This window comes from Paucilactobacillus nenjiangensis (genome assembly GCF_005405445.1).
Lineage (GTDB): Bacteria > Bacillota > Bacilli > Lactobacillales > Lactobacillaceae > Paucilactobacillus > Paucilactobacillus nenjiangensis.
Genome location: NZ_BJEB01000033.1, coordinates 1 through 23,410, shown reverse-complemented (window position 1 = coordinate 23,410; position 23,410 = coordinate 1). Strand labels below are relative to the sequence as shown.

The following is a 23,410-nucleotide window of genomic DNA, read 5'->3' as shown; positions in this document are numbered from 1 at the left end:
AATAGCCCTTCGGGCAATAAAAAAGAGCAATCCATCACGTCCTTGAAAGAACGTGTTTCCTTGCTCCGTTCCAAAAACGATTTTCAATTCAACATTGAAAATCGTTTTTGTGTGGTTTTTTAAACGTGGCTAATTTTTGAAACGTGCTACTTCGCCACAGACTTCTCACTTAACTCATATAGATTCAGCAGCCTAAACCAGCTGCCTTATCCATATTTTGTTAATGCTCGAAGCCTAGCGTGACGAATCGCACTCTCATTTTCTGAAACGCGCTCCTCCTGTCAAAACACTCCGCCTAATTTTGTAATTAAATTTCCAAATCCGAAATTATTAATTACTTCAATTAGTGCTCATGTTCTACCCGACAGGTTTCACGCTCTGATTTTCTGAAACGCGCTCCTCCTGTCAAAACACTCCGCCTAATTTTGTAATTAAATTTCCAAATCCGAAATTATTAATTACTTCAATTAGTGCTCATGTTCTACCCGACAGGTTTCACGCTCTGATTTGTTCCCACTGCTTCCAAACCTTCTCAGGAGAAAAGGCAGTGCTGTTAGCATACGCAGCATCACTCATTTTTTGCCATTGAGTATCATCTTGTAAAATCTCAATGGCAGCTTGGGCGATTGCAGAAATATTATTGGCTTCGATTAAGCGACCGTTTTGACCATCATCAATCATTTCTGCAGGTCCATAATTATATGCATAGCTGACGACAGGAACGCCGTGACTTAGTCCTTCCATCATCGCCAGTGGTTGGCCATCACGTTTGCCCAAATCAAGCATTAATTGGGCTGAATCATAAACATTCTCGACATTAGGTTGATAGCCTTTAAAATTAACCGAATCATCGTCAATTTTTAAATCAATCACCTGCTGTTCAAATTTTTCCATATCCGGTTTACTACCATAGCCATACACATCAATATTCGTCTCCGGTACCGCTTCGTGTATCAACTTGTAAGCTTGAAGTAATTGATCAATTTGCTTATCGTTACCCAATCGGCCGACATACAACAAACTACCATGCTGGCGTGCATTTAATTTCACCGGCTGGTGCTCCTCGGCAATTGTACCGCTAATCGTATAAATCTTATTCTTAAATTTCGGTAACCGCGTTTGCAAATTTTCTCGTTGTGCCTTGGTCATGACAATCACACCCGTAAGCTTTTTCAATCCTTCTGGGGTAAATGGCACGGCATATGAGCCATCATATGCACCGGTCACTTCATCCTGACCATCCCGCACATGATCCATCGGAATCCACAGATATTTTTTAGCTTTGGAAGTAATCTGCATAACCGGTTGATTGGCCATCGCTGGTCGATCAGCAATAAACACATTATTTTCATCATTGGCCATGTTTAATTCATTTAAGAAAAAGGCAAATAAATCATCAATCGTATTAAAGAAACGATCCTTTCCACGATAATCAATTAGGCGATTCAATGAGTTAATTGGTGTGTTAGCGGTGGATTTAATATAATGGCGTTCCATATATCGAGTACCATCCGGACGATAGTAAATTTGATAAAATAAGTGACCTTCGTTATCAAAAAATTCATCGACTGACTTAAAGCCTCGAATATCATACTGTTCCCGATTCGTTAAATTACCGGCACCATCGACATAATCGATACGAGCAATCTGGCCCACTGTTCCACTAGCAAAATGCATTTCGCCAATCAAACGACCACCATCTTTAATCGTCCGTGAATTGTTTCCAGTGCTCACCTGATAGTCAATCGGAATATCTAAATCACGCGCTTTTAATTCCCGACCTTGATAATCGACTGTATCGCCAAAGAAATCAAACATATTAATAATTTGTCCATCAATTAAGTGAAACTTTTTAATCGTTCGATGAAGTTGGTTGTCGTGGTTACGGGTCACAATCCTAGCAGGTTCATTGTGTTGATCAAATAATTTAATTCGTTTAAATTCGGCATGCTCAACACTTGAATTTTGGCCCAGAATATATTCATTCACAAAGAAAAACATTAGTGAGCCTCCTTTCCAAATTGTTCCGCATCTTTAATCAGCACATTCCACTTATCCATCACCGCAGCTTCTGAATAACGTTTGCTATCTTCATACGCATTCTCACTGAATTTTTCTAATTTCTTTTGATCAGTCAGTAATGAAATAATGGCTTTGGCGAGTCCGTCAATATCACCATTGGTCGTTAAAATACCATCTTGACCATCAATCACAACATCGGCCGGGCCATATTTAATATCATTAGAGATGATTGGCAAACCGTGCGATTGTGCTTCAACTAACGACAATGGTAGCCCTTCGGCACGGCTAGGCAAAATCAGCAATTGTGCATCGTCATACACGCTGGCAACGTCCGAAGTATAACCTTTAAACGTAATTGATTTTTCTAATTGTTCTTCTTTAATAATGGCTTTGACTTTTTTACCGAAATCTTCATTTTCATAACCCCAAAAATCTAGTGAAGCCTCTGGGACTACGGCAATGACTTGTTTCCAAGCGTGGGCTAATTGATCTTGTTGTTTTTCAGAAGAGATTCGCGCCACCATGACCACTTTTAACGGTGTTCGTTTGGCAAACTCAACTCGTTTAGCATTTAAAGTAGCTTCTGGCACAATGGGTCCTGGAATTTGATAAATTTTAACGCCTTCATCCCCAAATCGAGCATCCAAATCAATTTTCTGCTGATGTGTGAGGCCGATTAAGCCGTCCCAGTTTGTTAAATGATTTAATCCGTATGCATAGTTGTAGTTATATTCGGCATGCAGCATGTCCTTAGAATCATTGACATGATTATTGTGCAATTGCATCGCACGGTACACCCGATTTTTCATATGGAACACGGGCCAAGCTAATTCGTACGAACGATCCACAATGAACTTAGGCTCAGTGCCTTCGTTTAATTGGTCATCAACCACCACTTGATCATAAAAGAAGCTGGCCAATTCGGTAAAATTAGCAAACGAATACTTCTGTTGGTGATAATTTAAGATAAAGTGTTCAATATCTTTACCTTGTCGGTCGTGCATGCGGGCTTTTTGAATTGCAATCGTGCCATCCGGCTTAAGATAGTTTTCAACGGAAATTTTTCCATCCCATCCATAAACCTGTTCTACCGAGATAAAGCCGCGCACATCAAACCATTTGACGTTCAATAATTTACCAAAATGGTCGAAATATTGGAGATTCATCACCCGCTTATCGTTTTCGCTACGGCGACGAATATACATCATCCGTTGATCACCATCATAATAATTGTAACTAGCGCCATCAGCTGCCCGCCGCCAAGATGAATCAATTTGGATATCTTGTATCATCTTGGGCTTATCTTCAATATTAAATGCCTCTTGAAAATAATCATACAGATTCACTAATTGTGAATCGTCAATTCCAGCGGCTCGCGTCACTTTATGCAGCTCATTATTGTACTGAATTGTCATAATTTTGGCTGGTACGTTGTAAGTATTGAAGAGATTCAATCGCTTTATCTCCGCGTGTTCAATGCCAGATTTATGATCTTGCATATTGTCATCAAGAAAATAATACATTGTGTCTCCTCCCCTGTTTCATTCATTGTATAGATAATACCATATATTAACTTTGTGACCATATTTTGATGAAATGTTTATAACTTTTCGAATGTTAATATCAATGTTCAATAAATCAGCGTTATGTTATGATATATCAATAGTTAACAGGAGGAACATCGTATAATGCAAGATCCATTTAACAATCAAAACGACCCAGGCCAAGACCCTAATGATCCATTTGCAGGGCTACCTATCCCACCAAATTACGCTCGAATTGTGAACAAAGAGAATCGTCAAGTTCGCATCGCTAAAGTTGGGGTTTCTTGGACGACCTTTTTCTTTGGTCCTTTACCTTCAATTTTTCGTGGTGATTGGTATAATTTTGCTTTGATGTTAGTCATTGACCTGGCCTATGGATTATTACTATCTATGCTTGGAGTTGAAGTCGTTAACACCGATACGGCATCAAACTTAGCTTTAATTTTAAATGCCATTCCATCAATTATTTTCTCACTCTACTACAATCTTATGTATTTCCGTCACAAATTTTATACCGGTTATGAACCAGCAGATGAACGTTCGAAGGCGTTGTTGGTGAAGGCGAAGTACTGGAAAGACTAGAGTGCTGACAATCTTCGATAATCAATGAGTACTAATAATAAATACTAATTGGCTCGCTTCTTGAGTCGGTTAGTATTTTTAATTAGACGGAGTTGATTGAAGATTGGAGCACGTTTCAAATAATCCTCATCTCCTCCATCTTGCCGAAACGTGCTTTCCAAAGCAACATCGTCACTTAACTTAAATAGCACCCACCAATTTAAAGTACAAATTGATGAGCGCTATTTTTCGTTAAATGCTCCGATGCTGACCGCTTTGGTCAGCACTCTTTTTTTCTAATACTCATAATCCTCATTCCCCATCGACTCAGCATTACCCATTAAGTAACCAGCTCCAACTTGAGAGAAGAAGTCATGATTAGCAGTTTCAGTTGAAATACCGTTCATAACGATTGGATTAATATCTTCAATTTCTGCGTTAGGAAAAATTGATTCGAAGCCCATATTCTGTAACGACTTATTAGCATTGTAGCGAACAAACTGTTTTACGTCTTCCGCCAAACCGATTGGTGAATAGACTTCATCGGTAAAGGCAAACTCATTTTCTAGCAAATCGTCTAACAATTGATCCATCCACTTTTTAAAACTCACTTGTTCTGCTTCAGGAAGTTCTCTAAAGCCCAGCGAAAATTTATAGCCTAAATATGTGCCATGAACTGATTCATCACGAATCACTAGTTTAATAATTTCAGATAAGTTAGCTAATTTGTTGTTGCCTCGATACCATAATGGGGTGAAAAAATTAGTATAGTAGAGTATTCCTTCCAAAAAGACACTGGCAACTTTCTTTTGGAGACCATCCCCAGTTTGGTAAACTTCATTAATGCGTTTCGCTTTGTACTGCATGCGTGGATTGTTATTCATCCAATCAAAGGTCGCGTCCACCGTCTCTTGATTATTTAATGAAGTCAAAATTGTGCCATAGCTCTTCGCATGGATAGCTTCCATCATCAAAAAATCGTTAATAACGGCAGCTTCTTTTCGCGTTCTGACATCTGGGCGCATCACATCAACGCCTTCTTCAGACTGTAACGTATCAAGCAATGCTAACCCACCGACAACCTTGTTGATAACGTCTTTTTCAGTTTGAGTCAATGTCCGCCAGTCACGTAAATCATTTGAAACTGGTACACGGGTATCCAGCCAGTATTGCGCTGTTGCTTTATCCCAAACATATTCATCAAATTCGTCTTCGTTTACATCCCAATTAATCGTTGTATACTTCATTAATTTTGTCTCTCCTTAAAAATCATAATCATCGTCTGCCATGACCTCAGTGTCAGCTTCTGGATTGGCTGCATTAACTTGCTGTAAGAACTGTTGTTGATTAATCATTCGTTCATTAATTTCATCAATCACTAACGAAGGATGCACTTCAAAGATTGTTGATAGTCCGAGTGAGCTTAAGGCATGATTGGCACCAAAATAACACGCATTTTTGGCAGCAGCTGCATCAATTGCATTGGCTTCAAGCAATTCCACCTCAGCGGCGACAAATTCTTGAACTCGCTGATTGATCCAATCAATTAATTCGGTTTGATCATTGTCAGTTAAATCACTGAATCCCAGCTGAAATTTATAGCTCAAATACGCCGTAAAGATGGCGTTACCGCGCATAATATTTTCAATCATTTGGTTAACGTTGATTAACTGTGAATTTTGTAAGACATCATTGTACTTGCCAAAGACTAAGGCTGTTTCGGCCAAAATAAACATCGCTTTTTTCTGCAAATCAGTCCCCGTTTGGCAAACATCAGTTAATTGACTAATTGCCAACGCCAAATCATCTTGATTGTCAGCCCACTTAAAAGCAGCACTAGATTGGTCACCAGTTAAGAGTTCACGGAAAATAGTTGTACAACTTTTAGCATGAACTGATTTCATAAATGTAATAGTATTCAAAACTGATTCTTCTTGTTGAGTTCGGGTATCATGTCTGAGACTCGGTGTGCCCACTTCAGATTGAAATACGTTAATCAATGAACTACTAGCTAGCATGTTGGCAATTGCTGTTTGTTCGTTTGCTGGTAAAGCTTGCCAGGCCGTAATGTCATTAGCGATTGGTACTCGAATATCTAGCCAAAAATTACTAGTTAATTGTTCCCACGTATATTTATCAAAATTATCTTCGATTTGATCCCAGTTGATTGCTTTGTAATATAAATAATCCATCTTTTTCTCCTTAAATCATGCAGGCTTCACATTCGTTGGCTGTCTTAATTTCGTCATCTTCTGTAAAAGTCCGAATGTAATACAATGACTTGATGCCCTTAGTCCAGGCATAATTTCTAAGTCGATTTAAATCACGCGTGGTCATCTTCAAATTGGCATTGTCTTTCCATTCATATAAATCTGGTTTCAAGACCGACCGCATGAATAACGTCAAACTCATCCCCTGATCAATATGCTTTTGTGCCACCGCATACGTATCGATAATTTTGCGTTGATCAATGTCATACGCCGTATGGTAATAAGGCATAGTGTCGTTTGACAAATAAGGTGCTGGATAAAAAATCGAACCAACTTTATTTTCTTGGCGTTGTTCCACTAATTGCGTAATTGGATGTAAGGAAGCGCTCGTTTCATTAACATATGAAATTGAACCGTTTGGAGCAATGGCTAATCGATTGCGATGATACAAACCATCGTTCATCACGGCTTGACGCAGGACTTGCCAATCCGCCACCGAGGGTAATTCAATTGACGCAAAAATTTCGGCCACCTTGGGGCTATTAATCGCAAATTCAGCTTGAACGTATTGGTCAAAATAACTGCCATCAGCGTACGTTGATTCGGTAAACTGCGCGAAGCTTTCTTGGCGTTCTTTGGCAATTGCGTTACTGGTTTTTAAAGAATAATAATTCAGCGCAATAAAGTAAGCTTCGGTAAATTCTAAGGCTTCGGCTGACCCATACTCAATTTGATGGCGAGCTAAGGCGGTATGTAATCCCATCGCTCCTAACCCGATTGTATGATAACGATCATTGCCTTTTTTCACAGTTGGTACCTCATCAATACTGGTAGTGTCGGTCACCATGGTTAATGCCCGAACTGCTACTTCAACGGAATGGCCAAAATCTGGAGATTCAATCATATTCATGATGTTGGTTGATCCTAAGTTACATGAAATATCGGTACCAATATTTTGATAACCTAAATCATCATTCAAAGCTGAAGGTTCTTGTGGTTGCAAGATTTCACTACATAAATTACTCATGATAATCCGGCCAGCAACTGGATTAGTTTGATTAGCGGTATCAATATTTAGAATATATGGATAACCCGATTCTTGTTGTAATTGCGAAATTTTTAATTCTAACTTCCGTGCATTAATCTCAGTCTTTTTGATGCGTGGATTAGCGACTAATTCATCATATTTAGCCGTGATATCAAGATATGAAAATGGTTGCTGGTATTCGCGTTCCACATCATAAGGACTAAACAAGTACATTGGTTGATTAGTTTTCAATAATTCATAATATTTATCCGGCACCACAAGTCCTAATGACAATGTTTTAACCCGAATCTTTTCATCGGCATTTTCTTTTTTTGTATCCAAGAATTGTAAGATATCAGGATGAAAGACGTTTAAATAAACCACGCCCGCACCATTGCGTTGCCCTAATTGATTACTATAACTAAACGAATCCTCTAACAATTTCATCACTGGTACCACCCCTGACGAGGCATTTTCAATTTGTTTAATTGGATCACCAGCTGCTCGCAGATTAGATAAGTTCACACCCACGCCACCACCAATTCGTGACAGCTGCAGGGCTGAATTAACGCCCCGACCAATTGACAACATCGAGTCAGCGATATCAATTAAGAAACAAGAAACCATTTCTCCACGACGTTTTTTCCCAGCGTTCAAAAAAGTGGGAGTCGCTGGCTGGTAACGTTGTGAAATTAATTCGTCAGCGACTTCTTGCGCTAACTTTTCATCCCCCTGAGCTAAATACAATGCATTCATTGCCACTCGATCAACAAAGCTTTCTAAAAATTGTTGGCCATCGTTAGTTTTCATCGCGTATTGACTATAAAATTTGTACGCCCCTAAAAAGCTTTTAAAGTGAAATTGATTGGCATTTAACTTGTCGAATAATTCTTGAACGAATTCTTCAGAATACTGATTCAGCACCTCCGCATCCAAATAGTTGTTCTCAACCAAATATGTTAATTTGTCAGGCAATGAGTCAAAACTCATTGTTCGTGGAATAACTTCTTCTTTGAAATAAGCCTTCAACGCCTCTTGATCATAATACAGTGGAATTTCACCATCCACTGGAATGTTTACTAGATTGTTTAAATAAAAATAAGTCTTTTCTGTTTGTGGTGCGCTAAGATCCATCATTGTTTATTCCCCCACTGGTTGATTTTCAAATTGTGCCCGAGCATAGATGATTTCGCGTGCAATTCGCTCTGGGTCACTTTCACTACCACGCAACTCAAAATCAGCAATAAACGGGAAATCGTAGCGTTCAGCATATTGGTGCGCCGTTAACGCAAATTGCTTATTGAAATTACGATTGCCACTACCCACAATGCCGTAGCAGTACGCAAAATTATCCTGATAATCTAAATATTGACCTAAGCGTCCAGTCAAAATCTCGCGATCGCCATTATTAACACCATTACCGCCTTCTAAAAACGCTGGTAAGAAGGTCACAAATGGTTCAGTTAGTTTCGTAGGTTCTGGATTTTCTTTCACATTAATTGCATTCACCGTAATCTCATGCTCGGCAAAATACTTAGTTAACTTCCCAATAAAATATTTTGTATTGCCACTTAAGCTAATGTATAAAATATTAATATCTTTACTCATTACATCGTCCCTTTAACTACATATTGTGTTGCAAAAATGATAATACCACAATATATGGTATATGAAAGGAGAAAATATATATTTATATAATATTAGAATATTACGTTAGCATACAATAAACATTCTGATAATTAGTCATATCAATGATTTAACCGACTAAATTTTAACCAAAATAACGGTAAAATTGATTCAAATATTTTTTTATTGTTCATCTGATTAAATTAGAACGATTCTTATTTAGACCATTTTAAATCGAAAGAATTTACTAATCAATTTTCCATCGAAGTGTTAATTTGAACTTTTTATGTATATTTTGTTGTATAAATTGACTCTCATTTTTTAATAATTTATTAATATCAACTTTTTTTATGTATTTTAAAGGAAAAATATCAGCATTTAAAGTATAATTATTATAACAATAAAGTTATGGAGGACGACAATGAGATTACCAATCCACAAACCAATTTTTCGCGGATTCCTAATGATCGTTGTCTTAGAAATTATCGCAATTGCCATTAATATGTTTTTTGCTCCACACGAGGTGGCGGCTGGTGGCGCAACTGGGATGGCTATTTTGGTCCAAGAGGCCTTTAACGTTCCACTTTGGATTACAACCCTAGTAATCAATATCGCCATGCTTGGGCTCGCATTTTCCTTTTTAAGCGGTGGCACCACTCGCCGAATTTTATTCGGTAGTTTAGCTTTACCAGTCTTACTGTCCATTACCCCTCAAATGATGTTAATTCAAGATCGTTTATTAGCGATTATCATTGGGAGCATAGTGATTGCGACCGGTTTTGCTTTAAATTACCGAATTGATGCATCTAGTGGCGGAACCACCGTCCCACCAATGATTTTTGCCAAATATTTTAAATTAAGACCTTCAATCGGACTATTGATCGTAGATTTCGTGGTCTGTCTTTTCAATATCCCGGTCACTGGCTTTGATGCCTTTGCATTAGCTATTTTTTCTGTTGGGATTACCAGCCTAGCGATGAACTTTATCGAAACTGGTTTTGACCGCAAAAAGGCTGTCTATATTATGAGCAATCAACAATTACCTGAAATCAAGCAAGTCATTGGTGGTTACAGTAATGAAACGCGTGAAATGTTAATGGTCGTGGTAGAGCAACGCGACTTCCGTCATCTAGTCAATAAGGTTCATAAACATGATCCAGGCGCCTTTTATCATTGCGACCGAAGCAACCGAGGTACACGGTGGAAGTATTTAACAAAAAAAGTTGTGAGCAAAAATTTTGCTCACAACTTTTTTAGATCTTCCATTGATTTGGATTTTCACGCCATTTTTTTAATGATTCAATGTCGGATTCTGTAATTAAATCTTCAGCTTTGGCCGTGTCGATTAAAGTACTATAATCAGTTACCGCAAAGTAATCTAGGCCCCGTGCACCAAAGTTTTCATCCGCAGCATTCAATTGGTAAGTAAAGACAGCCGCGACACCTTGTACCTCGGCGCCTTCGTTTTTCACCGCGTCAACTGCTTTCAAAACGCTGCCACCAGTTGAAATCAAATCATCGATTAGGACGACTTTTTGCCCTGGTTTCAAGACACCCTCAATTTGACGACCTTGTCCATGGTCCTTTGGTTTTGAACGGACATAAATCATTGGTAAATCGAGCATTTGCGCCACCCATGCAGCGTGTGGAATTCCGGCCGTGGCCGTTCCAGCAATCACTTCAACGTCCGGAAAATGTTCCCGAATAATTGCACTAATGCCGGTATAAATATTTCTACGAACTGTTGGATATGAGATTGTCATTCGATTATCCGTGTAAATTGGGCTTTTAATTCCACTAGCCCAGATAAATGGTTCGGTGGGTTTTAATGACACTGCGCCAATTTCTAGTAAATCATGTGCAACTTGTTGTGCAATTGAGTCCGACATACTAATCCTCCAAAAATTCTTTTGTAATTTCAAGGTAGGCATCCTGTGGATGATTACTTTGTGTGATAGGGCGACCCACCACAATACCATTGCTGCCTAATTGTCGCGCTTGCGCCGGTGTAACTGTTCGTTTTTGGTCATCTTTAACATTTAAATTTGGTCGAATTCCAGGTGTAATGCAAAGGAAATCATCGCTAACGACCGGGCGAATGACCGCTAATTCTTGTGCTGAGCAAACCACCCCGTCCACGCCTGCTTGTTGCGCCAATTTAGCGTAGCTTTGGACAGACTCTTGAATCGATAAATTCACATGTTGTTCGGTCTGCATGCTATGTTCATCCGTCGAGGTTAATTGCGTAATGGCCAATAATTTAGGCGCTTCAACCTCTGCCTCGGCTGCCCCAGCTTGCAAGCCGCGTAGCCCAGCTGCCATCATTTCTGATCCACCTGCAGCATGAATGGTCGTAAATTGCACACCGAAATGACCAATTGATTGCATCCCTTTTTCAACCGTGTTCGGAATATCGTGAAGTTTCAAATCCAAAAAAATATCAAAACCTCTGCGTTGCGTTTCCCAAATAATGTCTGGTCCTTCTTCATAGAACAACTGCATGCCAATTTTAATAATCGGTTTGGGTTCCACCTCAAATTGGTCAAGTAATTTAAGCAACAATCTTTTGGTGGGCACATCTAAAGCGACAATCGGTTGAAATCTTTTCAAAATTTGACCTCCGCTAAATCCGTTAATTTGTCGACATGATATGAATCCATGACGGTTGGTAATTGATCAATAATTTTGGGACATGCCAAAGGATCGTGGAAGTTCGCCGAACCGACTTCAACTGCGTTGGCTCCAGCCATCATGAATTCAAGAACATCTTCTGCTGTTTCGATGCCGCCAACTCCAATAATTGGAATTTGAGAGACTGCTCGAACTTGATGAATCATCCGCAATGCCATTGGTTTCAAGGCTGGACCAGATAAGCCCCCGGTTTGGTTTGCTAAAACTGGTTTGCGGGTATTTAAATCAATGCTCATCCCCGTCAAAGTGTTAATCATGGTCAGACCAGCGGCTCCACCGCGTTCTGCGGCTAAAGCAATCGGCACAATATCCGTAATATTTGGTGTTAATTTTACATAAAGAGGAACACTGCTAACGGCGGCACATGCGCGGGTGATTTCTTCTACTGTTTCTGGATCAGTTCCCATCGCTAACCCGCCATGTTTAACATTCGGACACGAAACGTTGATTTCAATCGCATTCACCAGCTTGGACGCACTGAGTTTACGCACCACTTCAACATAATCCTCCACGCTAAACCCTGCCGCACTAGCAATTACCGGTAATTCTGGAAATTGTTGATTTAACCAAGGCAGCTTTTCCGAGACCACGCGATCAACTCCGACATTTTCAAGACCATTGGCATTCATCCAACCGGCCGTGGTGTTGGTTGTTCGCGGTTTAGGATTTCCTTCGCGTGCTTCTGGTGTTGTCGATTTAATCACCAGCGAGCCCAACAAGTTCAAATCATATTTTTTTGAATATTCTTGTCCATACCAGAAAGTACCACTGGCAGGAATCACCGGATTCTTCAAATTTAACCCTGGTAATTGCACGTTCAATCGATTTGTTGTCATGCTGGTTCCTCCTATTTTTTACAATGCTTCCAATGCGTAACTTTGTTCTTCTAACATGCCGGTTAAAGCATTGAGGGTATCTAATGACGTTAAAAGCAAAATTTCATGACTAATAGCTAAGGCTCGCATTTTGGCGCCATCTTCTTTATGGCTGTTGCCATCATCCACGGTATTAATCACCATGGCAATCTTTTTGCTTGCGAGCACTTCAGATAATTCATTTTTACCATCACTGCCAAATTTGCCAACTCGTTGTGAAACCTTGATACCATGCTGTTCAAAGTAGTCTGCTGTCCCATCGGTGGCAGAAATTCTAAATCCAAGCTCAATTAAGCGCGCCGCAATTTTAGTGGCATGGTCCTTTTGCTGATCATCAATTGTCATCAGTACTTGACCTTCATTAGGCACATCAAATCCACTGCCTAAGAACGCTTTGGCCAGAGCTTTGGCAAAAGTTTCGTCACTACCCATTACTTCACCAGTCGATTTCATTTCTGGACTTAATAAGCTATCAACATCGTTTAATTTACTAAATGAGAAGACCGGTGCCTTCACATGAACTTGACCCGAATATGCAGCAATTCCCGTCTGATAGCCTAAATCAGCGAGCTTTTGTCCCATAATGACTTGTGATGCGAGTGGCGTCATCGGAATTTTTGTCACCTTGCTTAAGAACGGTACTGTCCGACTTGCGCGCGGATTTACTTCGATAACGTAGACCTTTTCATTGTGAACGACGAATTGTACATTCATTAAACCGATACATTTTAATTCAATTGCCAAATCAATTGTGTATTTTTCAATTTGATCAATCACTGACTGTGAGAAGGCTTGTGTTGGATAAACTGCCATTGAATCACCTGAATGGACCCCAGCACCTTCAATATGTTCCATAATACCTGGAATCAGTACGGTCTCACCATCACAGATGGCGTCAACCTCACATTCCTTACCGGGTAAATAGCTATCAATCAGAACCGGATGGTTCGGTGAAACTTCTACAGCGGTGGTCATATAGGTATGCAGCTGTTCATCATTATGAACGATTTGCATCGCCCGGCCACCTAAGACATAACTCGGGCGAACCAAAACAGGATAACCAATTTCATTGGCATTATGTTTGGCTTCATCATTTGTAAATGCGGTTTGACCAACCGGTTGTGGAATTTGAAGTTGTTGAATAATTCGATTAAATTCATCTCGGTCTTCTGCCCGATTCACATCGGTGACTGTAGTCCCAAGTATCTTAACTCCATGTTGTTCGAGCGGGGCCGCTAAATTGATGGCCGTTTGACCACCGAACTGAACAATCACGCCAAGTGGCTTTTCTACATCGACCACATTGAGGACATCTTCTAACGTCAAAGGTTCAAAGTACAATTTATCTGAGATGGAAAAATCAGTCGAGACGGTTTCAGGATTATTGTTCATGATAATGGCTTGATAGCCAGCTTGTTTTAAAGTTTGGGCACAGTGAACGGTCGCATAATCAAATTCGATTCCTTGCCCAATTCTGATTGGTCCCGATCCTAATACCAAGACGGTTTTATCACTGTTAGCATGACTTTCATTTTCAGATTCATAGGTGCTGTAGAAATAAGGCGTGTGAGCTTCAAATTCGCCGGCACAAGTATCAACCATTTTGTAAGTTGGTTGAACCCCTGCTGTATCACGTTGTTGCCGAATATCATCTTCAGTCGCATGCCAAAATTCAGCTAACATTTCGTCTGAAAAGCCATTTTGTTTCGCCAGTTTTAGTAAATCGGCATCATTGGGGACTTGTTTTAATGCCGTTTCAATTTCAAAAATATGGAGTAATTTATCCAAGAAGAAAATATCAATCTTGGTAAGTTCATTAATTTCTTCGAGTGACCAATGACGCTTAATCGCTTCGTAAATCGCAAAGAGTCGGTCATCACGAGCTTGTACTAACAAATCGGCAATTTCATCATCGGATTTAGTCGCCATTTCTGGCAAAGTTAAATTTTGTGTTTCAATTTCGAGGGAGCGAACAGCCTTTTGAGTGGCTTCTTCGATGTTGCGCCCGATTGCCATCACTTCACCGGTGGCTTTCATTTGCGTACCCAAGCTTCGATCCGCTTGGTTAAACTTATCAAATGGCCAACGTGGAATCTTTGCGACCACGTAATCGAGCATTGGTTCAAACATAGCAAAGGTGGTTTGGGTGACTGGATTTTGAATTTCGTCTAACGTGAGGCCCACCGCAATTTTAGCAGCTAATTTGGCAATGGGATAACCCGTGGCTTTAGAAGCCAAGGCTGATGAACGACTGACACGTGGATTAACTTCGATAATGTAATATTCAAAACTATTGGGATCTAACGCCAATTGTACGTTACAGCCACCTTCAATTTTTAATGCTGAAATCAGCTTTAAGGCGACATCACGTAACATTTGGTATTCACGGTCTGACAAAGTTTGCACCGGAGCATACACAATCGAATCACCAGTATGAATGCCCACTGGATCAAAGTTTTCCATCGAACAAACCACCATGGTATTATCAGCACTATCACGCATCACTTCAAATTCAATTTCTTTGAAACCAGCAATACTTTGTTCAATTAAAACTTGGCTAATTGGTGAAAGCGAAAGCCCATTTTCGGTAATTTCTTCAAATTCTTCCTCATCTTTGGCAATCCCACCACCAGTTCCACCCAAAGTATAGGCTGGCCGGATAATTGCTGGGAAACCAATCGTTTGGACAAATTCTGTGGCTTCATCCAGTGTGTTGACAGTTTTAGATTGTGGTACCGGTTCGTTCAAATCTAACATCAACTGTTTAAATTGTTCGCGGTCTTCCGCTTGCTTGATGGAAGTTAGACTGGTCCCTAATAACTCAACATCATACTTGTCCAAGACACCATGTTCATCAAGTTGTTTGGCTAAGTTAAGACCTGTTTGACCACCAACCGTTGGCAAGATGGCATCTGGTTGTTCGATCCGAATCACGCGTGAAACAAATTCTAAGGTTAATGGTTCAATGTACACTTGGTCAGCAATTTCTTTATCCGTCATGATAGTGGCTGGATTTGAGTTAATCAGTACTACCTCATAACCTTCTTCTTTTAAGGCAAGACAAGCTTGCGAACCGGAGTAATCAAATTCAGCTGCCTGACTGATAATGATGGGGCCAGAACCGATGACCAATATTTTTTTCAAATCTTCGCGTTTAGACATTTTGTTCTAGCTCCTTTTGGCGTTGTTGACTATCAATAATTTCCAAGAAATCATCGAACAAATGGCTGGCATCGTGTGGTCCAGGTGCGGCATCTGGATGAAATTGCACTGAGAAGGCTGGATATTTTTTATGGCGTAAGCCTTCCACGGTATTATCGTTAATTTCTTCATGGGTAATAAATAATTCGGTCTTGGCAACTGATTGTGCATCCACCGCGTAACCATGATTTTGAGAAGTAAAATCAATTCGGTTAGTAACAATTTCTTTCACTGGGTGGTTAAATCCACGATGACCAAACTTCATTTTAAATGTGTCACAACCATTCGCTAAGGCAAATAATTGATGTCCCAGGCAAATACCAAACAACGGTACTTCTTGTTGAATCGTCCGAATCATGTCCAACGCAGCAGGTACATTTTTCGGATCACCAGGTCCGTTACTGAGTAGCACACCATCTGGTTTACAGTTCAACACTTGTTGCGCTGTGGCGTCTGACGGAAGCACCGTGACATTACAATTTCGTTCAGCTAATTCGCGTAAGATACTATGTTTCAGGCCGAAATCGACCACCACAATTCGTTTACCGGTATTGGGATTGGGATAAGCGTTATGTGTGCTGCTAGCTTTAACCAACTGTTTCGATGATTGTTCGAGTGATGTAATCAAGGCTGGTGCCTGAGTGACTTCATCTACTAAAGCGGCTTTGGGAGCTCCCTGTGTTCTAATTTTCTTGGTTAAGGCTCTGGTGTCAATCCCTTTGATACCAGGAATATGATGCTGTTTCAAAAATTCATCTAAACTCATTTGATTGCGCCAGTTACTAGCAGTACGGGCCACTTCATGGGCCACCACCCCGGCTGTCGTTGGCGCGACTGATTCATCATCGTCAAAGTTAATGCCATAATTGCCAATCAGCGGATAGGTAAACATCAAAATTTCACCATTGTAGGATTGGTCGGTAATTGATTCTTGATAGCCGGTCATCCCCGTGTTAAATACCAACTCACCTGCGCGAGCCACATCCGCACCGAATGCCTCGCCTTCAATTACTTCGCCATTTTCAAAGACCAAATATCTTTTTTTCATTATGCCCTCCGATATGCGACTTCCCCGTCAACCAGTGTTAAGACCGTTTCGCCATAGACCTTGTCACCTACAAATGGTGAGTTATGCCCCTTTGACAAAAATTGTTGATCATCAATGGCAAATTCATGTTCTAAATCAAACACTGCAATGTCTGCTACTGAACCAATTTTCAACTCACCAGCATTTGGTAAATCAAAGATTAGTTTATTGTTCGTACTCATCCATTCAACTAATTGTTCCAAAGTCCAAATTTTGGGTTTTACAAATTGGGTGTAAAGCAAGGCAAAGGCCGTTTCAGAACCGACGATTCCATTGGGTGAGTTCAAGAAGCCGTGTTGTTTTTCTTCGTCAGTATGTGGCGCGTGATCCGTAGCGATGATATCGATAGTGCCGTCCATCAAGCCATTAATGCAGGCTTGGCGGTCATCAACTTCTCTCAATGGTGGATTCATTTTCATCTGTGAATTATCAAAGGTAATATCCGTTTCATCTAACAAAATGTGATGCGGAGTCACTTCACAAGTCACATTCACCCCTTGTTGTTTCGCGTGCCGCACTAAATCGACACTTTCTTTCGTGGAAACGTGACACACATGATAATGCACGCCTGTTACTTGGGCTAAAGCAAGATTACGGGCAATTTGTGCCGTTTCACTGACATCTGGTAAGCCTGGCAGGTTCAATCGTTGGGATGCATTTCCATCATTGATAACCCCTCCAAAAGATAGTTGCATATCTTGAGCGTGGTCACACATGGGTACGCCTAATTCGGCCATTTTTTGCATTCCTTCATAAACCACGGCTGCATCTTGAATACCTGAGCCGTCATCACTGAAGAAACGTGCACCTGCTTGATTCAACGCCTTAAAATCGACAACTTCATGTCCTGCCCGTCCTTGAGTCACCGGTGCATACTGTTCAATTTTTATAGCGCCTTGTTGATTGCGTTCAACTTGTTTTTGAAACCTGTCTGGGGTATCACAAGTCGGACTTAGATTTGCCATTGCGGCAATCGTTGAATACCCACCATGTGCTGCTGCCTGGCTCCCAGTTACAATTGTTTCCTTATTTGTATAGCCGGGTTCACGTAAATGAACGTGCATATCAATTAGCCCTGGCGAAATGAAAGCACCTTGTAAATCGATAACTTCCTCTTCATCTGAATCAATTGACGCTTGCATTTTAACGATTGTGCCATCAGTAATTAAGACTTCCAAAGGTACCAATGTGTGATGATTTAATCCGCGTCCATTTTTTAACAGTAATGACATGGGGGTTGCTCCTTTTTGTTTGTGAATTTTGTGGTGGCTTGTGACTACGTAATTGTGCTTCATCGAATAGCTCCTTACGTTTAACTTTATTATCTGTTTTAATCTAAACCCAATTAACTCAGATAATTCGTTAATCCTCGGGAGCTGAACATTCGATGTCGCACACTGTCCTAATAGTGCTCATCCCCACAAACAACTCACCTAACTTTGATTTCCTTGATTCTTGTCAGAATCTTTGTCAATCATCGTTAGATACTCGTTGTCTGACCGTGGTGCTTCGCACACTGTTTTGATCATGCTCTCCTAACCAGATACCTCATGTATAAGCCCAGATAATTCAATTACTAAATTACGGTAATTGATTATCTCGTCTTATACTCCAGTATCTCCGGTTAGTCTCGCACACTACTTTTACATTACTTCTTGGTATCTCAAAACACGGCTAAGGATTGCCATGCGGACGAAAACACCATTTTTCATTTGTTCAAAGATTCGTGATTGTGGACCTTCAACTAGAGAGCTGTCAATTTCAACACCGCGGTTAACAGGGGCTGGATGAATGATAATAGCTTTTTTCTTCATTTTAGCAGCACGTTCTTTAGTCAAACCAAACTGTTGATGATATTCATCACAGTCAAAATTCAATCCCTCAGTCGCATTCAAGCGTTCATTTTGAACCCGAAGTAAGTTAACAACATCCATTTCTGGTAAAAGCGTATCTAGGTCGCCATAAGTCCCATACTTTTCAAAGTCCTTGTCGAACCATTCTTTTGGTCCAGCAAAGTATACTTGAGCGCCTAAGCTGTGCAACATTTGTGCATTTGAACGAGCAACTCTTGAATGTTTAATATCACCAACAATCAATGCTTTCAAATTATGAAAGCTCTTAAAATCTTCAGCAATCGTCATCATATCCAATAAACATTGTGATGGATGTTGACCACTACCGTCGCCAGCATTAACAATACTGATTTTTAAATCATCATGTTTAAGTAAATCGCGATAATATTCTGTTTCTGGATGACGGATGACCGCAACGTTTACACCGATTGATTCTAATGTTTTTAACGTGTCATAAAGTGTTTCACCTTTATTGACCGAACTAGTTGAGGCATCGAATTTAATCATTTCCATACCTAATTTATTTTCGGCCATTTGGAAACTGCTTTTTGTTCGGGTAGAATCTTCAAAGAATAAATTAGCAGCATAGGCTTTTTGGAAGAGTTCCGGTTTTTTGCCCTCTTTATATGCTTGTGCTTCATGAATCAAATCAAGTGCATCGTCGGCTTCCATGTGATCTACTGTTACCATATTGCGTTGAATTCTTTCTGCCATCATCATAAGTCATTTTCCTTTCTGTTCAAAAAAAGCGTCAAGTTAATCATTTTCTGATTAGCTCAACGCTTGTGTGAGTAGAGTTCCGTAGCAAGGTGCTACAAAAACTGTACTGTACCGTTTTGCTCTCTCAGGAAACAATTAAAAGGTTCAGTTACATTATTTTATTTTCTCAATAGTAATATCTTCATGACTGTCGAATTCCTCAACAGCAACATGAACTTGTTCATCTAGTGCGGTAGGAATATTCTTACCAACGAAATCAGGACGAATTGGTAATTCACGATGACCGCGATCAACGAGAACTGCCAATGAAATTTTCTTAGGACGACCAGCGTCCATTAGTGCATCAAGGGCTGCGCGAACAGTCCGACCAGTAAAGAGCACATCATCAACCAAGATAACATGTTTGTCATTGATGTCGACTTTGATATCAACACCTTTAACTTCTGGTTCTTCGTGATAATCAGCAACATGACGATCGTCACGATACAAAGTAATATCCAATTCTCCAACAGGGATATCAATTTGTTCAAGTTGTTTAAGACGCTTTGCTAAACGTTTCGCAATGTATACACCGCGAGTTTTAATGCCTACAAATACAAGATCATCGACACCTTTGTTCTGTTCGATAATTTCATATGTGATTCGAGTCAATGCGCGTTGCATGCTTGAACCGTCAACAACTTCGTGTGCCACTAATCTCACGCTCCTTTTTGATGTGGTTGAGTACTCTGAAGTACCGAGTAAAAATAAAAACCTCTCAGCTTTCACTAAGAGGTTCCTAAACATTTCTGCCGGTTTGCTTCTTAGCCTCACTGGACTAAATTAAAGTTATTTAATTGTATTCATTTTAGCGAATCTAAGGGTACCTGTCAATGGTATGCAAAACAATAATTTTATTTTGTGATTCGCTAGCAAAAAGGTCCCATATTATTAGTATCGTTTCTTCTTGCCAACAGCGGCCAAGCCCATAAATCCAAGCAACATTAAACCAATTGTTGCCAACTCGCTTTGAGATGATTCGCCAGTTTGTGGTAAAGATTTGCCTGAATTATTGGTTGTTTCACCTATGGATTGATTAGGTTTAGGTTGGTTGTTTCCCAAATCAGTGACTGTTTCAACAACTTTATTTTCTTCTGGAACAATTATCGGATCTGCAGTTTTAGCTTCGTGGTAACCCCCCTCGCTAACCGCCGTTTTCACCTGAATACCATCGCCTTCATTGCCCGCATAATTAACCGGAATGTAAACCACTTGATTATCGCCAGGTGTAGGAGTTAGTTTTGCACTTTGTGGTGTGTAACCCGATACCGTTGGCGTATCAATGGTTACTCCTGGAACTGCTGTAATCGTAAAGGACGGTGCAAATTCCAACGGATTTCCACTTAAATCAACTGGGACAATTGTTATTGTTCGTTCTTGAGGCGTGGTTGGCTCAGCCACACCTGTCTTAACTTGAACTCCATTACCAACATTTGGATTGTTAACTGGTATATAAGTTACTTTGTTTTCACCATACGTTGGAGTAATAGTAGTCTCTAATGCGGTATAGTTGTCAATTGCAGGAGTGTCAACCGGATACCCAGGTATGGTCCGTGACCATACAGTGGTTGCCCACTTAAATCAACCGGCACTAAAGTAATATCCTCAGTTGTTGTTGATGTTCCCTCACCGAGTTGTGTTTTGACTTGAATGCCATCTCCTTCATTGCCGAAATTGTTTATGGGTTTGTAGGCTACATAATTAATTCCTGGAGTTGGAGTGAATTTTTCGTTCACAGGCACATAATTATTGACCGTATTAGGGGTTTCAATTTCTACTCCTGGAACGGCTGTAATTTGGTATGAAGAGGTATTTTCTAACGGGTTTCCACCTAGATCGACCGGAATAATCGTGATTTCTCTTGGTTGAGGCTGTGTTGCAATATCTTTTAATACAACCTGTTGGGGTGCGGTGGGTAGTTCCACTGATGGAACTTGTTGTGGCACACTTGGTGCAGAAACATCAAAATAACCGCTGATTCTAACCATTGGTTGAATCATAGCTTGCAAGTCTTCTGTCACATTAAAGAATTGATTTGCTAGTTGAGTAATGCTATTCGCTAACGCTGTCGCCGCATCAAAAATTAATGGATGTGCTTGAACAAAATCATTTGAAAAAATGACTGTCCCGTTATCTTGTTTAACTAGATTGGGATCAAGAGATGGTAACACAGCATTCATCATATAGGATGTGCTTTGACCAAACATGTCAATTGTGCCATTCATACTTCCCCAAATAGCGGAAATCGAATTTGGCAATTCAGCACTGCCACTGTAGACCAAATTCAAAAAATCATCACTAGCGGAAGCTAGTTGAAATTGTTTCAGTCCCTCATCAACTTTAGCTTGAGTGTCCGTAATTAATTGAGTTAATGTTTCTACCAAGGCATTAGTTGAATTATTCGCCCAGACGGAATCAGCCATCGCGGCCTGATAAGTAGTTAACAAATTTTTAGCAGTTTGAATAAACTGATTAGTCTGTGCTTGATAATTATCTATTGCCAAAGATTTAAGTTGTTCTGCAAATGTATAGTTAAAGTAGTCTTGTTCCCATGTAATCCCTGCTTGGCTATAAATATCTTTCAAGGAAGTTTCCAGTGAGGTTTTTAACTTCGTTTCAATCGTTGAAATTAATTCTTTCTCGGATCCTTTACCTGCATTTTGGAAAGCTAATGCGACACCGTTCATCAAACTGCGTGAAGCATCATACGCTGTCGCTGACATTGCTTTAACCGTAGAACCATTCTGGTCAGTGTAGTCAATCGAGGTATCTGCAATACGTTTTAAGTAATAAAACATCGTTGTAACTTCAGCTAATGATGACGGTGTTTCAATTGATGGCAAAATATCTTAGTCCATTGAAGTTTTTCCATCACCATTTTGGCCAACGTATTTCACGCCAAATAAATCGGCGTAAACTACTCCATTTTCATCTTTCTGTGAGTCAATATAGACTGGCGTTTCCGTATTTGCTGCCATTACTGTTGCAACTTCAGTCTTCAACGTATTTAAATCATCTGGAATGGCTGCAATTGCTTGATTGTTAGCATCTTCTGAAATACTCGTTGCAATATTTGCTGAAAGTTGATCTGTATTTTCATTGTAGGTAGTAATCAATTCACCAGCCGATTTGACCTTATCGGGTAAATTATTGTATGCAGCTAACTGTCGGGCATACGCGGCATTCACAGAACTATCATTATGCTTAGTATTTTGAATTGCAATAATCTCATTTGTACTCGTAGCTGAAGATGATACGACCGCATAGTCGGAGGCTAACCGATTATAGTTTGATTCGAGTTCCTTCTTTGTAGCTACATCATTGGTCGTATATCCAGGTGCATCCGAATCAACTTTGGTATTATAGGCTGCCAAGTCTTCTTGATATTTAATTGTTCTTGGACTGTCATTATAGCTTGCTGCAGCTTTTTCAGTATACATATAAACAGCAGCTGAGGTTCCTTCATATCAGTCTCGAGCTGAAGTATAAATTCTGATTTCGTGAGTTGATATGCTGTCATCCTGCGTTTCATTGAGCGTTAACGCAGGGGTTTCGGTATCTGGCGTTGTTTCTTGAGCATTTGCTGTGATAGAGACATACATCATGACACTACTAAACATGACGACTGAAATGCCTGCAAAAACCCATCTTTTATTGGCTTTGTACATTTTGAAATGCGACTTAGTGCCCCTATTCTCTATCATAGCTACTCCTCCAATGGTATTAACTATTTTTCTACAGTTTAACCTAGAAATGTTGATTTATCAATAAGATAAACCTATATTTTTGAATTTAATTAATACTATTAACAATTAGACAGATTTAAAAAATATACGACAAAAAAACACGAATCAATTAAGATTCGTGCTTTTTATTATGCATGGCGACGTCCTACCCTCGCAGGGAGCGATCCCCCAACTACTATCGGCGCTTAGAAGCTTAACTTCTGTGTTC

Annotated in this window: 19 protein-coding genes and 1 pseudogene; 2 read left to right on the top strand and 18 right to left on the bottom strand. The window is 40.0% G+C overall.

Annotated elements, in window-relative coordinates:
• Positions 1-495: 495 nt before the first annotated feature.
• A complete protein-coding gene (gene asp1 / locus FFM59_RS06070) occupies positions 496-2,001 on the bottom strand; it encodes an accessory Sec system glycosyltransferase Asp1 (RefSeq protein WP_137602159.1) in 1,506 nt (501 codons plus the stop codon).
• A complete protein-coding gene (locus FFM59_RS06065) occupies positions 2,001-3,545 on the bottom strand; it encodes a glycosyltransferase (protein WP_137602158.1) in 1,545 nt (514 codons plus the stop codon). The genes asp1 and FFM59_RS06065 overlap by 1 nt, the downstream gene beginning before the upstream one ends.
• A gap of 165 nt (positions 3,546-3,710) precedes the next feature.
• Here FFM59_RS06065 and FFM59_RS06060 point away from each other — a divergent pair, with 165 nt between their 5' ends.
• Entirely contained in the window at positions 3,711-4,148 is a 438-nt protein-coding gene (locus tag FFM59_RS06060; RefSeq protein ID WP_137602157.1) for a DUF2628 domain-containing protein, read from the top strand.
• A gap of 275 nt (positions 4,149-4,423) precedes the next feature.
• Here FFM59_RS06060 and nrdF read toward each other — a convergent pair whose 3' ends face one another.
• From nrdF to FFM59_RS06040, 4 genes are read right to left on the bottom strand one after another with little or no spacing between them, the layout of a single operon-like run.
• Complete coding sequence (gene nrdF, locus FFM59_RS06055; RefSeq protein WP_137602156.1) at positions 4,424-5,374, bottom strand: class 1b ribonucleoside-diphosphate reductase subunit beta; 951 nt, start codon at positions 5,372-5,374, stop codon at positions 4,424-4,426.
• A 15-nt stretch (positions 5,375-5,389) separates the two neighbouring features.
• Positions 5,390-6,319, bottom strand: coding sequence for a ribonucleotide-diphosphate reductase subunit beta (locus tag FFM59_RS06050; protein WP_137602155.1), 930 nt, complete (start codon positions 6,317-6,319; stop codon positions 5,390-5,392).
• A gap of 10 nt (positions 6,320-6,329) precedes the next feature.
• Complete coding sequence (gene nrdE / locus FFM59_RS06045) at positions 6,330-8,498, bottom strand: class 1b ribonucleoside-diphosphate reductase subunit alpha (RefSeq protein WP_137602160.1); 2,169 nt, start codon at positions 8,496-8,498, stop codon at positions 6,330-6,332.
• Positions 8,499-8,504: 6 nt separating this feature from the next.
• On the bottom strand, positions 8,505-8,972 hold the full coding sequence (locus FFM59_RS06040) for a class Ib ribonucleoside-diphosphate reductase assembly flavoprotein NrdI (protein WP_137602154.1): 468 nt from the start codon (positions 8,970-8,972) through the stop codon (positions 8,505-8,507).
• Positions 8,973-9,411: 439 nt separating this feature from the next.
• On the opposite strand from FFM59_RS06040, the pseudogene FFM59_RS06035 reads away from it, so the two are divergent.
• Positions 9,412-10,204: pseudogene (locus tag FFM59_RS06035) on the top strand (YitT family protein).
• A gap of 39 nt (positions 10,205-10,243) precedes the next feature.
• On the opposite strand, the gene pyrE reads toward FFM59_RS06035, so the two are convergent.
• The 12 genes from pyrE to FFM59_RS05975 form a co-directional block, all read right to left on the bottom strand.
• Positions 10,244-10,879: an orotate phosphoribosyltransferase gene (gene pyrE, locus FFM59_RS06030; protein WP_137602153.1), complete on the bottom strand. Its 636-nt coding sequence runs from the start codon at positions 10,877-10,879 to the stop codon at positions 10,244-10,246.
• Between the two features lies 1 nt (position 10,880).
• The gene (pyrF, locus tag FFM59_RS06025) at positions 10,881-11,600 is read right to left on the bottom strand and encodes an orotidine-5'-phosphate decarboxylase (protein WP_137602152.1); all 720 of its coding nucleotides are present in this window, start codon (positions 11,598-11,600) and stop codon (positions 10,881-10,883) included.
• Complete coding sequence (locus FFM59_RS06020; protein ID WP_137602151.1) at positions 11,597-12,517, bottom strand: dihydroorotate dehydrogenase; 921 nt, start codon at positions 12,515-12,517, stop codon at positions 11,597-11,599. Before FFM59_RS06020 ends, pyrF begins: the two co-directional genes overlap by 4 nt.
• Before the next feature lie 18 nt (positions 12,518-12,535).
• On the bottom strand, positions 12,536-15,718 hold the full coding sequence (carB, locus tag FFM59_RS06015; protein ID WP_137602150.1) for a carbamoyl-phosphate synthase large subunit: 3,183 nt from the start codon (positions 15,716-15,718) through the stop codon (positions 12,536-12,538).
• Entirely contained in the window at positions 15,711-16,805 is a 1,095-nt protein-coding gene (locus FFM59_RS06010; RefSeq protein ID WP_137602149.1) for a carbamoyl phosphate synthase small subunit, read from the bottom strand. Before FFM59_RS06010 ends, carB begins: the two co-directional genes overlap by 8 nt.
• On the bottom strand, positions 16,805-18,076 hold the full coding sequence (gene pyrC, locus FFM59_RS06005; protein WP_137602148.1) for a dihydroorotase: 1,272 nt from the start codon (positions 18,074-18,076) through the stop codon (positions 16,805-16,807). Before pyrC ends, FFM59_RS06010 begins: the two co-directional genes overlap by 1 nt.
• Before the next feature lie 411 nt (positions 18,077-18,487).
• Positions 18,488-19,417, bottom strand: a complete 930-nt coding sequence (locus FFM59_RS06000; RefSeq protein WP_137602147.1) for an aspartate carbamoyltransferase catalytic subunit — start codon at positions 19,415-19,417, stop codon at positions 18,488-18,490.
• A gap of 153 nt (positions 19,418-19,570) precedes the next feature.
• A complete protein-coding gene (gene pyrR, locus FFM59_RS05995) occupies positions 19,571-20,110 on the bottom strand; it encodes a bifunctional pyr operon transcriptional regulator/uracil phosphoribosyltransferase PyrR (RefSeq protein WP_137602146.1) in 540 nt (179 codons plus the stop codon).
• A gap of 237 nt (positions 20,111-20,347) precedes the next feature.
• Positions 20,348-20,857 (bottom strand): LPXTG cell wall anchor domain-containing protein, encoded by a 510-nt coding sequence (locus tag FFM59_RS05990; protein WP_170175949.1) that lies wholly within the window; start codon positions 20,855-20,857, stop codon positions 20,348-20,350.
• 95 nt (positions 20,858-20,952) lie between these two features.
• Entirely contained in the window at positions 20,953-22,299 is a 1,347-nt protein-coding gene (locus FFM59_RS05985) for a hypothetical protein (RefSeq protein WP_137602144.1), read from the bottom strand.
• Positions 22,300-22,305: 6 nt separating this feature from the next.
• Complete coding sequence (locus FFM59_RS05980; protein ID WP_137602143.1) at positions 22,306-22,896, bottom strand: hypothetical protein; 591 nt, start codon at positions 22,894-22,896, stop codon at positions 22,306-22,308.
• 27 nt (positions 22,897-22,923) lie between these two features.
• Complete coding sequence (locus tag FFM59_RS05975; protein WP_137602142.1) at positions 22,924-23,160, bottom strand: KxYKxGKxW signal peptide domain-containing protein; 237 nt, start codon at positions 23,158-23,160, stop codon at positions 22,924-22,926.
• Positions 23,161-23,410: the final 250 nt, after the last annotated feature.

What these genes read in the sequence shown, in the direction of transcription:
- FFM59_RS05975 (WP_137602142.1), bottom strand. Translation starts at nt 23,160, where the DNA reads ATGATAGAGAATAGGGGCACTAAGTCGCATTTCAAAATGTACAAAGCC.
- FFM59_RS06010 (WP_137602149.1), bottom strand. Translation starts at nt 16,805, where the DNA reads ATGAAAAAAAGATATTTGGTCTTTGAAAATGGCGAAGTAATTGAAGGC.
- pyrE (WP_137602153.1), bottom strand. Translation starts at nt 10,879, where the DNA reads ATGTCGGACTCAATTGCACAACAAGTTGCACATGATTTACTAGAAATT.
- FFM59_RS06000 (WP_137602147.1), bottom strand. Translation starts at nt 19,417, where the DNA reads ATGATGATGGCAGAAAGAATTCAACGCAATATGGTAACAGTAGATCAC.
- FFM59_RS06050 (WP_137602155.1), bottom strand. Translation starts at nt 6,319, where the DNA reads ATGGATTATTTATATTACAAAGCAATCAACTGGGATCAAATCGAAGAT.
- pyrC (WP_137602148.1), bottom strand. Translation starts at nt 18,076, where the DNA reads ATGTCATTACTGTTAAAAAATGGACGCGGATTAAATCATCACACATTG.
- asp1 (WP_137602159.1), bottom strand. Translation starts at nt 2,001, where the DNA reads ATGTTTTTCTTTGTGAATGAATATATTCTGGGCCAAAATTCAAGTGTT.
- FFM59_RS06060 (WP_137602157.1), top strand. Translation starts at nt 3,711, where the DNA reads ATGCAAGATCCATTTAACAATCAAAACGACCCAGGCCAAGACCCTAAT.
- FFM59_RS06040 (WP_137602154.1), bottom strand. Translation starts at nt 8,972, where the DNA reads ATGAGTAAAGATATTAATATTTTATACATTAGCTTAAGTGGCAATACA.
- nrdE (WP_137602160.1), bottom strand. Translation starts at nt 8,498, where the DNA reads ATGGATCTTAGCGCACCACAAACAGAAAAGACTTATTTTTATTTAAAC.
- nrdF (WP_137602156.1), bottom strand. Translation starts at nt 5,374, where the DNA reads ATGAAGTATACAACGATTAATTGGGATGTAAACGAAGACGAATTTGAT.
- FFM59_RS06020 (WP_137602151.1), bottom strand. Translation starts at nt 12,517, where the DNA reads ATGACAACAAATCGATTGAACGTGCAATTACCAGGGTTAAATTTGAAG.
- FFM59_RS05980 (WP_137602143.1), bottom strand. Translation starts at nt 22,896, where the DNA reads ATGTATACTGAAAAAGCTGCAGCAAGCTATAATGACAGTCCAAGAACA.
- carB (WP_137602150.1), bottom strand. Translation starts at nt 15,718, where the DNA reads ATGTCTAAACGCGAAGATTTGAAAAAAATATTGGTCATCGGTTCTGGC.
- FFM59_RS06065 (WP_137602158.1), bottom strand. Translation starts at nt 3,545, where the DNA reads ATGTATTATTTTCTTGATGACAATATGCAAGATCATAAATCTGGCATT.